Origin of the sequence: Polaribacter irgensii 23-P (genome assembly GCF_000153225.1) — a bacterium.
Taxonomy (GTDB): Bacteria; Bacteroidota; Bacteroidia; order Flavobacteriales; family Flavobacteriaceae; genus Polaribacter; species Polaribacter irgensii.
This window is the reverse complement of record NZ_CH724148.1, coordinates 299,600-314,539: the sequence shown is the minus strand read 5'-3', so window position 1 is coordinate 314,539 and position 14,940 is coordinate 299,600. Positions and strand designations below refer to the sequence as shown.

Sequence of the window (14,940 nt, the reverse complement as noted above, 5' to 3'; positions counted from 1 at the left end):
AATATTGATGGGGATTTGCAACAGCACCCCCATACAAGCCAGAATGCAAATCTCTGTTTGGACCCGTAACTTCAACCTCAACATAACTCAAGCCACGCAAACCTGTGGTGATAGAAGGAATGTCATTTGCAATCATGCCAGTGTCTGAAATTAAAATAACATCATTGGCAAGCTTTTCGATATTTCTGGGTACAAACCAAGACAAACTTTCAGAACCAACTTCTTCTTCCCCTTCGATCATGAACTTCACGTTACAAGGTAAATTTCCTGTAGTGGTCATATATTCTAATGCCTTTACGTGCATGTACATTTGCCCTTTATCATCACAAGCCCCTCTTGCAAAAATAGCGCCCTCTGGATGAATTTCAGTTTTTTTAATTACAGGTTCAAAAGGAGGCGAAGTCCAGAGTTCTATAGGATCTGCGGGTTGCACATCATAATGCCCGTATACGAGCACCGTAGGTAAGTTTTTATCAATAATTTTTTCTCCATAAATAATAGGATATCCCGGAGTTTCACACATCTCTACAAGATCACATCCCGCTTTTTTTAAGCTTGCTAATACAAAGTCAGCTGTGTGTAAGACGTCTGATTTATAAGCTTTGTCTGCACTTACAGAGGGTATTTTTAGTAAACTTATAAGCTCTTCTAAAAAGCGGCCTTTATTTTCTTCTATATAGTTTTGAATTGTACTCATAAATGGGTTTTTTTTAATTCTAGATCAAAAGTAGAAAAATTATAATGAACACGTTTGTAGTTTAGAACTATTGTTTATATTTGCATCCCGAATCTAGGGAATTATTGCAAGTTTACTTGCAGTTTATGCAGGCGTGGTGGAATTGGTAGACACGCTAGATTTAGGATCTAGTGCCGCAAGGTGTGAGAGTTCGAGTCTCTCCGCCTGTACAAGTAAAAACCTCAACAAATTGGTAAACAATGCGTTGAGGTTTCTTGCTTTTAGTAGCAGTGTGATTTCTGTGGTTCCATCTTCTTTTCTCAAAAATTAACACAAATATATTTTGGGCACGAAATTAATATTAGAAATCGATAAAACGTGAAAGATTAAGTTTGTTGGTAGCTACTTGTTTGATGCACAATCCTTAAAAACATGAATGGTGTTCTCTTCTACTGGTAACGCTTTGTCAATTTATTCTTATTTTTTGTTATTAGACCTACTGAAAGCCTTTGTTGTCTATCTTTGCATTTAGAAAGAGAAAGCTGTAAGTAAACGTTAAGTGTATAGTGCTGTTCGCGTGTTTTAAGTGTCTAGCGATGCTTTTAAATTGGAAACTTTGGCTTTTTCATATAAAAAAATAAAAATTTAGATCATGGAATTATATCCTTTAAAATTTGTTCCTATTTTTAAGTATCGACTTTGGGGTGGAGAAAAGTTAAAGTCGGTATTAAATAAAGATTATTCTGAGACCAATATTGGAGAGTCTTGGGAGATTTCTGATGTAGAAGACGGTGAAACTGTAGTTGCTAATGGTAATTTACAAGGGAGAACACTGCGTAATTTAATAAAAGAGTACAAAGGGTCCTTTTTAGGAAAGCCGGTATATGAGCAATTTGGGAACGACTTTCCATTGTTGATAAAGTTTATAGATGCCAAAACACCCTTGTCTATTCAAGTACATCCAGGAAATGAAATTGCGAAAGAACGCCACAATTCTTTTGGTAAAAATGAAATGTGGTATGTGATGGAGGCAGATACAGCTGCAGAATTAATTGTCGGTTTTGATAAAAAGCTAGCAAAGGATGCATACCAAAAGAGCGTGGCAGACGGCTCAATTTTAGATCTTATGCACCATGAAAATGTGGCAGAAGGTGATACCTTTTATATTCCTACTGGAAGAGTGCACGCTATTGGAGCAGGTGTTTTATTAGCAGAGATTCAGCAGACTTCAGACATTACTTATAGAATGTTTGATTATAATAGAGTAGATGCGAAGACGGGTGCGTTAAGAGATTTACACAATGACTTGGCTATCGATGTAATCGACTTTGAATGCCATGAGTCCTATAAAACAAGGTATGAAACAAAAAAGAATGTTTCGAATACTTTAGTACACTCTCCTTACTTTACTACGAACATATTAATTATTGAGGGTAGCCTTCAGAAAGACTTTTCAAAATTAGATTCTTTTGTAATCTATATTTGTGTGTTGGGTGCTGTAGAATTGAATTGCAAAAATGAAACATTCTCACTTAGAAAAGGAGAAACTCTGCTTTTGCCAGCAACAATAACACATATAGATTTAAAATCGATTTCAAAAGAAAGTAAACTTTTAGAAGTGTATTTGTAATATTTATTTTTTTAAAGAGATTGCTTCAAAATCTGCTGTTCTTTCTGCAAAATCAAACATTTCTTTTGTTTCTATTGGAGGTATGCATAATTTTCTTTTGGTAAGATCGATCCAAGCTCCATAGACCTTTATAATTGCAGAAAGTTTTCCCGCCTCGTTAAAAACTTCGTGCACAATTTTCCAGCGTTCGTTGTTTTCAGAAACTCCTTGTAGTTTTAGATTTACGGTTATATTTTCGCCAATATGAATTTCCTTGCGAAAAGAGGTCTCTTCTGTAAATAAGATAGGGCCCAAATTGTGCTTTGTAAATACAGCAATTGAAAAGTTGTGTTCTGCAAAATAGCGCACTCTAATTTCTGCAGCATATTCGTTGTAAGCAGTATGACGCATGTGTCTGTTTGGATCAAAATCAGACCATTTTGTGGGGAAAGTTACTTGGAAAGTCATGGTTTAAAAAATAAAAAGACCTGAAAAATTTTAGATTTTCTCAGGTCTTAAAGATTATTATAAATTTAATTCTTTGTAATTTTACGGGTATTTTTAAGCTTTAAATCTTGTAGTACATTGAGGGCTTCTGCCACATACATGTCTTTTGCTAGATTGGTATGCCACGCAGCGCGTTTGTCACCCAAAACACTGTCCTTTTTTATCAAAGGAAATTCATATTTAGGTGATTTAAAATGAAGGTTAGAGTTGTATTCAAAAGCGGCAGCGTATTTTTTCGATGTTTTTTCGAGTACTTTACTTTCTGTAGAAAACATTGCTGTGCTCAGTGAGTATGTAGTGTTTTCTTGGTTTGATTTCAACCATTTTGCATACTCATTTATTAGTTTGAACTTCGGATCTGACGCAACCCGATTTTTGCTTTTATTTACAACCTCTGAAAAATTTTCATAGGAATTTGTCTTGGTGTATTTTGCTTGTGGAACTTTGTCCCAAATTAAAGCACCTTCTAAATCGCGTTCTCCAAATTTCATATAGCTGTATTTATTTGGCATCGCAATATCAGAATATACACCTTCAATTTGTGTAGAACCACCATTGACTCTGTAGAACTTTTGAATGGTCATCTTTATAGCACCTAAATCTTTTTCGTAATTTGGATAAAAATTATTAATGGGAATTACGCTTTGTACAGTCCCTTTACCATAGGTTTGATTTCCTCCAATAATTACAGCTCTCCCATAGTCTTGCATGGCTGCAGCAAAAATTTCTGATGCCGAAGCAGACAATTCATTTACCAAAACAACCACTGCACCATTCCATTGCATTTTAGGGTCAGTATCGTTTTTCACCTCAGGTGCGCGTCCTCGAAATTTTACCTGGACAATAGGACCCTCGGGTATAAATAAACCAGCAATTTCTATGGCTGTTTTTAAAGATCCTCCACCATTATTTCTTAGGTCTATTAGGAGTCCAGAAACATTTTCACTTTTTAAGCGTTCAATTTCCTTTTCCATATCTTTTGCGGAGTCCCTAGAACTGATGTCAGAAAAATCAATATAAAATCTTGGCAAGTCAATTAACCCGTATTTTCTGCCCTCTTTTTCGACAATCGACGACTTCACAAAAGTTTCCTCTAACTCAACAACATCTCGTGTAATAGAAATTATTTTTGTAGAACCATCTAATTTCTTTTTCACGGTAAGACGCACTTCCGTTCCTTTTTTGCCTTTGATAAATTTGATAGCGTCATCCAAACGCATGCCAACAATGTCTAAAGGTTCTGCTGCTCCTTGTGCCACTTCTAATATAATGTCACCCGCTTCAAGGTCGCCTTGTTTCCATGCTGGCCCTCCTGAAACTAATTCGAAAATTTCCGTGTAGATGCCTTTTTTTACTAAACGTGCTCCAATTCCCTCCAATTTACCAGACATATCTTGATCAAACCGTTCTTTAGTTCTAGGCGCCATATACGTAGTGTGTGGATCAAAAGCGCCAACAACACTGTTTAAAAAAGTAGAAAACCAATCTTCATGCTCCAACTCTTCAATTCTTAAATACAGTTCATCCATGTTTTTTAAAATGTTTGCTCTGGCCTCTTTTTCTAAAATTTTAAATGACTTGATATTAAACTTTTTATCTTCTTTTAGTTGCGCTTCTTGTTTTTCTAGTTTGTCTTGAATTCTACTAAGGACATTTAATTTTAATTGTTTGCGCCAATAATCAATTAGTTCTTTTTCGTCTTTTGCAAATGGAGTTTTCTCATAATCGATGTCTATACTTTCATTTTTATTAAAATCAAAAGGGCTTGCTAGTAGTGCGCCATAATAGGATTTTGCGTTTTTAATTTTCTTGATAAAACTTTGATAGACCGTATTGTAGAAAGCAACGTCGTCTGCTAATAATTGATTGTCTATTTCATACTTGAACCTTGAAAACTTCTTTAAATCTACTTGTGTAAAATAACGTTTACTGGGATCTAAACCGTCAATAAAGTTTTTGTAGACCTGCTCTGAAAAAGCATCGTTCATATCTTTTTCAACAAAATGTCCTCTGGTTAAAATATTTTTTAAAACATAAATTAATATTTTATCCTTTTCTGGATCCGAATCTGTATCAAACGTATTGTTTGCCTGTAAGCTTGTGAAAATTAGTAAAAATGCAATAAAAGCAATGGTGAATTTATTTGTGATTTTCATAAACCTGTTGTGTTGTGTGTAATTTTAATATTACTTTTTTATTTCTGAGTTTCTAGAATAAAACCTTTTTTAAACGTGGCACTGGCAAACGTTTTTTTGGTATTTTGTCATGTATCTTAAAATATTCTTTACAAATTTAAAGAAAAATGTGTTCTTATATTCTTTACAAATTGTTAAAAAGAAAATAGTTTAAATAAAGTACATTTGCAGTTAAAAGAAAGCAATATGCAAGAAAAACCGTTGATTTTAGTCACAAATGATGATGGAATTACAGCTCCGGGAATTAGAGCGTTGATAAAGACAATGAATGCGATTGGCGACGTGGTAGTAGTTGCCCCTGATAAAGCACAAAGTGGTATGGGACACGCAATTACAATGGATACGGTATTAACGTGCAATCCAATTACTATTGATGACGGTCCACAATTAGAATATACCTGTTCCGGTACTCCAGCAGATTGCGTAAAAATGGCGATTAATGAAGTTTTAAATAGAAAGCCTGATTTATGTGTTTCTGGAATTAATCACGGAGCAAATTCTTCTATTAATGTTATTTATTCAGGCACAATGGGTGCTGCAATTGAAGCTGGTATCGAAGGAGTGCCAGCAATCGGTTTTTCTTTATTGGATTATAAATGGGATGCTGACTTTGAGGCATCCGAGGAATACGTGAAGAAAATCGTGCTGAATGCCTTGTTAGAAGGAATTCCGGAAGGGGTGGTTTTGAATGTAAACATTCCTGATTTTAAAAATCACGAAATTAAAGGTATTAAGATTTGTAGACAGGCAAATGGCTCTTGGAAAGAAAAATTTGACAAACGTACAAGCCCATTTGGCAAGGAGTACTATTGGCTTTCAGGAGAATTTGTTTGTAAAGACAAAGAACAAGATACTGATATATATGCATTAGAAAATGGGTATGTTTCTGTGGTACCGGTTCAATTTGATCTGACCGCACATCATATGATTCAAAAATTAAATGCTTGGGAGTTGTAAAAAAAGATTTTATTATTGGTTATTTAATAGCCATATTTGCCACGTTGGGAGGTGCTTTTTTATATTTAGAGTACTGTATTGTCTATAGTTTTGAAGTCTCTTTAGAAATGATAAAAGAACGTGGTTTAGAAGGGGGAGTTCTTTCTTTGGCTGCGATTCCTAATCTATTTGTATTTTTTATTTTTATTAAAAAGAGACAGGATAACAGGGCAAAAGGAGTACTTTTTGCCACGATAATGATCGCATTGATAACATTAATTTTTAAGCTAAATTAAAAAGTATCATTTCCTTGGACACAGTTTAGCACTTTTCATTATAAGGCTGACGGTGTTCGACTAAATAGTTGAAGAGGTATGAAATATTATATAATTGCTGGCGAGGCTTCAGGTGATTTACACGGTGCAAATCTGATGAAAGAATTGTATTGCCAAGATGCCAGTGCAGACATTCGCTTTTGGGGTGGGGACTTAATGCAATCTGCTGGAGGTTCTCTTGTCAGTCACTATAAAGAGAGAGCTTTTATGGGTTTCTTTGAAGTCTTGAAAAATCTATTTAAAGTGTTGAGCTTTATAAAATTATGTAAAAAAGACATTGCACTTTTTTCTCCTGATGTGCTTATTTTTATAGACAACTCTGGTTTTAATTTGCGAATTGCTAAATGGGCAAAAGAGCGGGGTTTTAAGACCAATTATTATATTTCTCCACAAGTATGGGCAAGCAGGGCGCGGAGAATAAAAGATATTAAAAGAGATATTGACGCGTTGTTTGTCATTCTTCCTTTTGAAAAAAGTTTTTATAAAGAGCATGGATATTCAGTCGAGTTTGTAGGGCATCCTTTAATTGATGCTATTGCAAATAGGGTGCAAGTAGCTGAGGTACACTTTAGAAAAGAGCACCATCTGAGTAATAAAAAAATTATTGCCTTGTTGCCAGGAAGTAGAAAGCAAGAGATTACAAAGATGCTGTCTGTAATGCTGACCTTAGTTCCTAATTTTTCAGACTATCAATTTGTGATTGCTGGAGCTCCAAGTCAGGATTGGTCTTTTTATAAAAAAATTATAGGTGCTACAGAAGTGGCATTTATCAATAATAAAACCTACGATTTATTAAGTGTTTCTTATGCTGCTTTGGTTGCTTCTGGCACGGCAACTCTGGAAACAGCATTATTTAAAGTGCCACAAGTGGTCTGCTATAAAGGCGGAACGATTTCATATCAGATTGCAAAAAGGATTATTACGCTTAAATTCATCTCTTTGGTAAATTTAATTATGGACAAAGAAGTGGTTAAAGAATTAATTCAATCTAATTTTAACAAGAAGGATTTAAAAGCGGAGCTCACAAAGATTTTAGAGTTTTCCAATAGAGAAAGCATGTTTTTATCTTATTTTGAATTAGAGAAAAAGTTAGGAGGAAAAGGGGCCTCAAGAAAAGTAGCATCTCAAATTATAGCGGGACTAAAAATATCAAAATAAGATCTTGCCTATAGGTTTTTTGGTTGTAAAGGATTTTAATTAGAAAGAAGCTGTGTAAGAAAAGTGCAGGTTGCTATTTATTTTTAGTAACTTCAGCCTGCTATGAACCCTTTATTCAAATATGTGCCTTTGCACTTGTTGGTGTTTTTGATTTTTGGAATCACAATTCAATTTTATAGTCAAATTTGGACTTTTGGATTCCCGAAGATCTTCTTTGTTTTTTTTATTTTATTACTTTTTCTAATTGGGGTCCAAAAAAAAAAGAAAGCACACTTCTTGCTTTTCTTTTATTTTTTATTATCGGAATTTCCTCGGTATATATCCATGATACTCGAAATTTCAAAAATGCGTATTCTTCCTTTTTAAATAGAGATTCCAAAGTTGTTTTAAGAATTTCAAAGATTCTAAATCCTACTTTTTACCACAAAAAATATAGGGCCGAAGTTATTCAAGTAAACAAAGAGGAAACAAGGGGAAGTATTTTGCTAAACCTACAAAAAGACAGCACCATTAAAAATCTTAAAGTGGATGAGCTAATTCTAGTTTCTTCTTTTTTCACAAATGTGTTGCCTCCGTTAAATCCAAGTCAATTTAATTACAAAGCATACTTAGCAAAACAAGGCATTTATCATCAGTTGTTTTTAGAGAACTATCAGTTTCTTAAATATGCAAAATCGCAGATTACACTTCAAGGCATTGCAGGAGGGTTTAGAGATAAAGTGCAATATTCTTTGTCAAGTCAAGGTTTTAAAAAGGATGAGCTTGCGGTACTTAGTGCCCTATTATTAGGTCAAAGACAAGCCGTTTCTAAAGAGTTATTATCGCATTATGCAGCTGCAGGCGCAATCCATATTTTGGCTATTTCAGGGCTACATGTGGGCATTATCCTACTGATTTTAACCTTTCTTTTATCTCCTTTGGAAAAACGAAAGAACGGGAGGTATTTAAAAGCTTTTAGTATTGTTTTGATGCTTTGGGCGTTTGCTTTTATTGCGGGACTTTCTGCTTCTGTGGTGCGGGCCGTAACCATGTTTACTTTTGTAGCCGTTGGGCAGGCAGTAAAGCGCCGGAATCGTGTTGAATTTTCTTTAATATCTTCGATGTTATTACTGTTAATTGTCAAGCCAATGTTTCTTTTTGATGTAGGGTTTCAGCTGAGTTATTTAGCTGTTTTTGGAATTGTATGGCTGCAACCAAAACTAGTGGTCCTGTATTCACCAAGGTTTATAATAAGTAGAAAAATTTGGCAGTTAATTACAGTATCAATTGCTGCACAGGCAGGAATCTTGCCCCTAAGTATCTATTATTTTCATCAATTTCCTGGATTATTTATAGTGTCTAATGTCGTTATTATTCCTTTTTTAGGGTTTATTTTAATGGGTGGAATTGTAGTAGTAGTATTGTCACTACTGCAGTTGCTTCCTTCTTTTTTAGTGGTGATTTATGGAGGTTTAATTTCTTTAATGAATGGTTTTGTGAATTGGATTTCACTTCAAGAGAGTTTTTTGTTTAAAGATTTAGGAATTTCATTTTTAATGCTATTGGTTTTTTATGGGCTCCTTTTTACAGGCGTGCTGTTTTTAATAAAAAAGAACACTTGGCGTTTGGGTTGCTTTTTACTGGCAATACTTTGTCTTCAAAGTGCATACTTATTTGAAGAAATATGCGCAAATGATGCGGAGACTTTCATTGTATTTCATAAAAGTAGAGCTGCCATTATCGGTTTAAGAAATGGAAAGGAATTGGAAATTCAATCCTCTGTAGATTCGGTGAAATTAACAGCAATGAAAGTATTAAAGCCTTATCTAAGTGGCAAGCGTTTTAGCACAATAAAAAAAATAAATTTTAAGAATTATATCCGTTTCAATTCTCAAGATATTTTACTTGTCGATAGCTTAGGTATGTATCAAATCCAAAATTTAAGAAATCCGATCGTCATATTACAACATTCGCCAAAAATTAATTTGGAGAGACTTTTCGAAACTTTAAAACCAAGTCTTATTGTAGTCGATGGTTCCAACTATAAAAGTCAGGTTGATCATTGGAGAACGGTTTCCGTCGAAAATAAGATTCATTTCTACAACACGGCCCAAAAAGGTGCTTTTGTTTTAGAAAACGAGCCTTAAAAGTTGCTTTTGAAATTATTTTCAAAATCTTTCCATTTGTAGTTCTTATAATTTTCATTCGTGAAAAAAGTGAGCAGTACTTCAAATTCTTCCTTTTGGTGATAGCCAGGTACATTTTGAATCAACTCTTCTTCCTTATTCATAAAAACTGTGGCAGGGTAGGAGAGATTTCCATTCAATAATGCCCCTGCTAATTCGTGATAGCCTTTTTTTCCGTTTTCTTGGAATGTAAAAGTTTGTTTCTTGTAGATAATATCTTTTTTCCCTTCGCCATCTAATTTTACTGCATAAAAATTATCATTGATAATTTTTGCAATGATTTGATTTGAATAGGTATCGCTGTCCATTTTCTTGCACCATCCGCACCAATCCGTATACACATCAATTAAAATTGGTTTTGGGGTATTTTTATTTAGGGCAATTGCTTCCTCAAAAGTAAGCCAGTTTACTTTTTCTTGCGCCTTTGATTTTGCGATGGATACCACAATTATTAAAATGAACAATATCTTTTTCATATGTTTTGTTTTCGTGTATATCATAAGGAGTTCAAAAATAAACTTTTTTTGCATACTGGTTTAGAGCACAAAAAAAACCTCATAATTTTTTAAAGTATGAGGTTTTAAATATTTTTAGTTCTCTGCCAATTCAAAACCTCCTGTTTCTTCGTTTTTCGTTCCTTTGTAATCTTCAGCACCATGGGTTAACCGTTTCAAAGGTTTTAATATTGCAATGATCAAAAGACCAAAAAGAGTACAAGTCACTGCGATGCCCGTAAAAATTTCAAAATCCCCAGCATTTTCTGAAAGGCCACCAATAAATCCTGCTACTTTGTTACCTAAACCAGTTGCGGCAAAGTAAGCACCCATCATAAATGAGGCATATTTTATTGGCGCTAGTTTTGTGATAAATGACAAGGCAACGGGTGAAGCACATAATTCTCCTATTGTGTGAAAAAGATAGGCAAGAACAAGCCAAATCATTGCTGATTTTTCTGCTACTTCGTCGCCGTTCATTAATATTTCAGAGGCTGCTTTACTCATAAATAAAAATCCAAAGGCCATTATAATAACACCAATGGCCATTTTAAATAGAGAAGAGGATTCTTTCCCTTTGTTTTTCCATTTGTGCCAGAAACTTCCAACAGCAGTTCCTAAAACAATAATGAAGAAGGCATTGATAGATTGGAAGACAGCGGCTGGAATTTCATTGCCAATTAGCGGTAATGAAAATGATAATATTCTGTCAGTTTTTTGATCGGTATACAAGCTCATTAACCCACCAGCTTGCTCAAATGCTCCCCAAAAAACAATGATGATTAAAAAAGATAAAAACATAACAAGCATTCTATCTTTTTCTATTTTATTTAGAGGCTTTTTTAAAAGATCTTTATTCGGCGAGTCTGCTTTTCCTATAAATTCGCCAACAGTTCCTAGGTATTTTGTCCCGTACATATACACTATTTGACCTAATGCCATTCCTATTCCAGCCAGACCAAAACCGGAATGCCATCCGTACTTAGCAGCAACGGCTCCTACAATTAAGGCACCTAAAAAAGCGCCTAAGTTAATACCAATGTAAAAAACATAAAATCCTTTATCTCTTCTATCATCGCCTAGTTTGTACAAGCCACCCACCATTGTTGAAATATTTGGTTTAAGAAATCCAACACCAATCACAATAAAAAGTAATCCCGTAAAAAATGCCCATTGTGCATCAATCGCTAAAATACTGTGACCAATACACAGTAAAATACCTCCTAACATCACTGCTTTTTTCTGACCAATAAATTTATCCGCAATCCAACCCCCGGGAATAGAGGTGAGGTAGACAAACATGGTATATGTGCCGTAGAAAGAGAGTGTTTCTCCATTAGACCATCCAAAACCAGATTGAGGGTCTCCAAGAATTATTGGTGCTGCAAGATATAATGTTAAAATAGCGCGCATTCCATAATATGAGAATCGTTCCCACATTTCAACAAAAAATAATACATACAAGCCTACAGGGTGTCCAAAAAGCTCTTTTTCATGTGGCTGTTTCACTAAATTATTCATATTTTTTATTCTTTTATATTTGTTGAATTCTTCGATTTATTAATTAAATGCATTTCTACAAAATTTGTCATTTTTGTATATAAATTGAGTCGCACGTTTTTTCCTTTGCTAATAGAATGTGTTCTGTCTGGCACAATAAACATATCAAATTGTTTATTTGCTTTAATTAATGCGTTTATCATTCTATAGCTGTTTTGTATGTGTACATTGTCGTCTCCTGTCCCATGCACTAATAAGTAATTTCCTTTTAGTTTTTCTGCGTAATTGATGGGAGAGTTTTCGTCATATCCTTCTGGGTTTTCTTGTGGAGTTCTCAAAAAGCGCTCTGTATAAACAGTGTCATAAAAACGCCAAGAAGTTACAGGAGCAACCGCAATAGCTGTGGTAAAAACAGCACTTCCTTTTAACAATGCGTTTGTGCTCATATGACCTCCAAAAGACCATCCCCAAATACCAACATTATTGCTGTCAATATAAGAACGCACCGCTAATTTTTTTGCAACTGCGATTTGATCTTCAGTTTCGTATTTCACCAAATTTAAATAGGTAGATTTTTTGAAATCACTTCCTTTAAAACCAGTTCCTCTTCCATCCACACAGGCAATAATCATTCCTTTTTGAGCCAACATATTGTGCCAATAGTCATTACTTCCGTTCCATGTATTGGCCACTTTCTGAGATCCTGGTCCAGAATACTGAAAGAGTAACAAAGGATATTTTTTAGTTGCATCAAAATCTACAGGCTTTACCATCCACATATTTAATTCATTGCCATTAATTGTAATGGTAGAAAATTCTTTTTTACTGATTTTATATGCTGATAAGGTTGTCTTTAAGGCGGTATTATCTTTTATTATTTGCAATATTTCACCTTCGGCAGTAATTAAAGAATATATAGGTGGAATTTCTGAAGTGGAGTGCGTATTGATAAAATAGTTTAAGTTTTTGCTAAAAGAAGCGGTGTTTGTTCCTTTTGGGCTGCTTAATAACTTTTTATTATTTCCATCTAATTGAATAGAGAACACACTTCTGTTTGTAGAGCCATTTTCTACAGATTGATAATAAATAGTTTTTTTACCTTTATTATACCCATAATAATTGGTTATCTCCCAGTCTCCTTTTGTTATTTGATTGATTAATTTTCCGTAGAAATCGTAGTGATAAATGTGGTTAAACCCGTCATTTTCACTTGTCCAAATAAAGCTATTGTCGTCTAAAAAGGTAAGGTTGTCTGTAATGTCGAGGTATGCTTTATCAGTTTCATTGAGAAGCAAAGTAGCGGTACTTTTGGAAGCATCTACTTTGTGTAACTTTAAATTATTTTGATGGCGGTTTAAAGTGGTTGCAACTAAAGTAACCGCATCATTAGACCATTTTATCCTGGGAATGTATTCATAGGCGCCAAGAGAAATTCTCTTGGTGCTTTTTGAAGAGACAGTATACACATGCAAAGTTACTTCTGCATTTTTTTCTCCAGCTTTCGGGTATTTAAAAACTTGTTGCTCTGGATAATTGTCTTCTCCAACTAGATCCATAGAGAACGTTGGAACATTGCTTTCATCAAAACGCAAAAAGGCTATATATTTGCTATTCTTGCTCCATTCGAAGGCGCGGACAAAGCCAAACTCTTCTTCATAAACCCAATCAGTAATTCCATTTATAATTTTGTTAAACGTGCCGTCTGTTGTAATTTGAGTGCTGGTATTGCCATTTGTAAGATTCAATACAAACAGGTTGTTGTTTTTAGCGTAGGCTATTTTATTACTATCTGGAGAGAAAGTGGGTTCTTGAATATCTTTGCCGATGAGTATTAGTTTTTTAGAAGCAATCTGATAATAGTAAAAAGTACCTGTAAAAGAGTGTCTGTATATTTTTTTAAAATCAGTTCCCAAGATTAAAGAAGATTCCTGTTCATTAAAACTGTAGGAAGAAAAACGGTTTATTTCTTTTAGATTGGCACTATTTACAATCGTTTCAACTTTCTCTAAAGTTTTGTAACTGTATTTGTCTACTGTTGTGTTTCCAGTAGTATCCACATTTAAGAGCGCATAAAAGTCACCATTCATAGAATTTAAAGAATTCATTTTTTCTGGAGAAAAAGTGCCGTTCCAAATTTCGTCTAAGGTAATTTCTTTTGATCCTGTACTGAAGTTATTGGATATTGTAGGGTTTTGTTTGCAACTAACAAGCAGCACTATCGCTGCTAAAATGAAGGTTCTTTTTATGAATAACATCGTTTGAATAAAAGTTTGTCAAGGTTACGAAAATAATGCTGAAAAACGATTAAAAGAGGCTGCTATCTGCATATTATGTGAGGTGCGTTCTGTTTCGCTCAAAGCGGTAATTAATTTTGGTCTTTTGAGGTGCAGACATAAAAAAAACTCGAGAAGCACAGCGGCTTGTCGAGTTTCGTTCTATTTATAACTCCTTGTTAAGATTTACTTTTTTACTTCAGTCTCTTGGCTACCCACAATAAAAGGTGTTTTTCCATCGGTAATAATAATTTTAGCATTGGTAGATTTTGAGAGCTCTCTGAAAGCCTCAATTGCTTTAATTCTGATGATTTCTTTTGTTAGTCCTTCTGAGATAATAATTTGAGCATCTCTTTCTCCCTTGGCATTAATAATTTTTCTATCTGCTTCTAACCTTTCTTGATCCAAAACAAACTCCATTCTCATGGCATCTTGCTCTGCTTGCAGTTTTCGTTCGATAGAGTTTGCCAAACCACTTGGCAATTGAATTCTTTTCATCAGCACCGCAATTAAATCAACACCGTCGGCTTGCAGCTCTAAATTAACTTTCATCTTTTTTAAGATTTCATTTTCTATATCTGCTCTCATTCCAGAATGCATATCTTTTGCAAAGAATTTTGCACAAACATCAGAAGCTGCAGATCTAAAAACACTCGTAATTACATCTTCATAATTTTGACCTAAATTCTCTAAAACAGAGGCTACTTTATTTGCTTGTAATCGGTATAAAATTGAAATTTCAGAATTCACACTCAAACCCTCTTTACTTGGCAAGCTTAAAACGAGTTTTATATTGCTGGTTTTTGTGGATTCTTTTATTACTCTACTGATAAACGGATTATAAAGCACAGTACCTTGCACTTTAACTTCTTTAGAAAATTTTCCTAAAGTTTGTTTAATTCCAACCTCTCCTGGTCTAACAACTGCACAACTCGTGCAAAAGAGCCCTAAAACTAAAATAGTAATGCTTACATTTTTCATAATTCTATCGGTTTTATATATTCTATTATTCTGATATAAATTTACGTCCAAAATCCTTTTTTCCATAGCTTTTAGAATTAGACTTTTTTATGAAGTATATCAATAAATATT

11 protein-coding genes, 1 tRNA gene and 1 pseudogene are annotated in these 14,940 nt (G+C 34.2%); 6 read left to right on the top strand and 7 right to left on the bottom strand.

Annotated elements, in window-relative coordinates:
* Nucleotides 1–697, bottom strand: a pseudogene (locus PI23P_RS01340) (M20/M25/M40 family metallo-hydrolase); the annotation flags it as partial.
* A gap of 127 nt (nt 698–824) precedes the next feature.
* Between PI23P_RS01340 and PI23P_RS01335 the strand changes: the two are divergent.
* Both PI23P_RS01335 and PI23P_RS01330 read left to right on the top strand, forming a co-directional pair.
* Nucleotides 825–906, top strand: a tRNA-Leu gene (locus PI23P_RS01335).
* A 422-nt stretch (nt 907–1,328) separates the two neighbouring features.
* Entirely contained in the window at nt 1,329–2,306 is a 978-nt protein-coding gene (locus tag PI23P_RS01330; RefSeq protein ID WP_004568901.1) for a type I phosphomannose isomerase catalytic subunit, read from the top strand.
* A gap of 3 nt (nt 2,307–2,309) precedes the next feature.
* Here PI23P_RS01330 and PI23P_RS01325 read toward each other — a convergent pair whose 3' ends face one another.
* Nucleotides 2,310–2,753, bottom strand: a complete 444-nt coding sequence (locus PI23P_RS01325) for an acyl-CoA thioesterase (RefSeq protein WP_004568900.1) — start codon at nt 2,751–2,753, stop codon at nt 2,310–2,312.
* A 65-nt stretch (nt 2,754–2,818) separates the two neighbouring features.
* On the bottom strand, nt 2,819–4,948 hold the full coding sequence (locus PI23P_RS01320; RefSeq protein WP_004568899.1) for a carboxy terminal-processing peptidase: 2,130 nt from the start codon (nt 4,946–4,948) through the stop codon (nt 2,819–2,821).
* A 225-nt stretch (nt 4,949–5,173) separates the two neighbouring features.
* Here PI23P_RS01320 and surE point away from each other — a divergent pair, with 225 nt between their 5' ends.
* The 4 genes from surE to PI23P_RS01300 all read left to right on the top strand — a co-directional run bounded on the left by surE (nt 5,174) and on the right by PI23P_RS01300 (nt 9,542).
* A complete protein-coding gene (gene surE / locus PI23P_RS01315) occupies nt 5,174–5,944 on the top strand; it encodes a 5'/3'-nucleotidase SurE (protein WP_004568898.1) in 771 nt (256 codons plus the stop codon).
* Nucleotides 5,932–6,219: a hypothetical protein gene (locus PI23P_RS01310; RefSeq protein ID WP_004568897.1), complete on the top strand. Its 288-nt coding sequence runs from the start codon at nt 5,932–5,934 to the stop codon at nt 6,217–6,219. The genes surE and PI23P_RS01310 overlap by 13 nt, the downstream gene beginning before the upstream one ends.
* Nucleotides 6,220–6,297: 78 nt before the next feature.
* Complete coding sequence (gene lpxB / locus PI23P_RS01305) at nt 6,298–7,416, top strand: lipid-A-disaccharide synthase (RefSeq protein WP_004568896.1); 1,119 nt, start codon at nt 6,298–6,300, stop codon at nt 7,414–7,416.
* A 185-nt stretch (nt 7,417–7,601) separates the two neighbouring features.
* Nucleotides 7,602–9,542, top strand: coding sequence for a ComEC/Rec2 family competence protein (locus PI23P_RS01300; protein WP_004568895.1), 1,941 nt, complete (start codon nt 7,602–7,604; stop codon nt 9,540–9,542).
* Here the strand turns inward: PI23P_RS01300 and PI23P_RS01295 are convergent.
* From PI23P_RS01295 to PI23P_RS01280, 4 genes are all read right to left on the bottom strand, one after another.
* Nucleotides 9,539–10,057: a thioredoxin family protein gene (locus PI23P_RS01295; RefSeq protein WP_238299958.1), complete on the bottom strand. Its 519-nt coding sequence runs from the start codon at nt 10,055–10,057 to the stop codon at nt 9,539–9,541. The genes PI23P_RS01300 and PI23P_RS01295 overlap by 4 nt on opposite strands.
* A 114-nt stretch (nt 10,058–10,171) precedes the next feature.
* On the bottom strand, nt 10,172–11,596 hold the full coding sequence (locus PI23P_RS01290) for a peptide MFS transporter (RefSeq protein WP_004568893.1): 1,425 nt from the start codon (nt 11,594–11,596) through the stop codon (nt 10,172–10,174).
* A gap of 5 nt (nt 11,597–11,601) precedes the next feature.
* Entirely contained in the window at nt 11,602–13,830 is a 2,229-nt protein-coding gene (locus tag PI23P_RS01285) for a S9 family peptidase (protein WP_004568892.1), read from the bottom strand.
* A 204-nt stretch (nt 13,831–14,034) separates the two neighbouring features.
* The gene (locus tag PI23P_RS01280) at nt 14,035–14,895 is read right to left on the bottom strand and encodes a prohibitin family protein (protein ID WP_004568891.1); all 861 of its coding nucleotides are present in this window, start codon (nt 14,893–14,895) and stop codon (nt 14,035–14,037) included.
* Nucleotides 14,896–14,940: the final 45 nt, after the last annotated feature.

Bases quoted from the DNA above. Each gene is read 5' to 3' on its own strand.
- lpxB (WP_004568896.1), top strand. From the start codon at position 6,298: ATGAAATATTATATAATTGCTGGCGAGGCTTCAGGTGATTTACACGGT.
- surE (WP_004568898.1), top strand. From the start codon at position 5,174: ATGCAAGAAAAACCGTTGATTTTAGTCACAAATGATGATGGAATTACA.
- PI23P_RS01285 (WP_004568892.1), bottom strand. From the start codon at position 13,830: ATGTTATTCATAAAAAGAACCTTCATTTTAGCAGCGATAGTGCTGCTT.
- PI23P_RS01295 (WP_238299958.1), bottom strand. From the start codon at position 10,057: ATGAAAAAGATATTGTTCATTTTAATAATTGTGGTATCCATCGCAAAA.
- PI23P_RS01290 (WP_004568893.1), bottom strand. From the start codon at position 11,596: ATGAATAATTTAGTGAAACAGCCACATGAAAAAGAGCTTTTTGGACAC.
- PI23P_RS01325 (WP_004568900.1), bottom strand. From the start codon at position 2,753: ATGACTTTCCAAGTAACTTTCCCCACAAAATGGTCTGATTTTGATCCA.
- PI23P_RS01280 (WP_004568891.1), bottom strand. From the start codon at position 14,895: ATGGAAAAAAGGATTTTGGACGTAAATTTATATCAGAATAATAGAATA.
- PI23P_RS01330 (WP_004568901.1), top strand. From the start codon at position 1,329: ATGGAATTATATCCTTTAAAATTTGTTCCTATTTTTAAGTATCGACTT.
- PI23P_RS01320 (WP_004568899.1), bottom strand. From the start codon at position 4,948: ATGAAAATCACAAATAAATTCACCATTGCTTTTATTGCATTTTTACTA.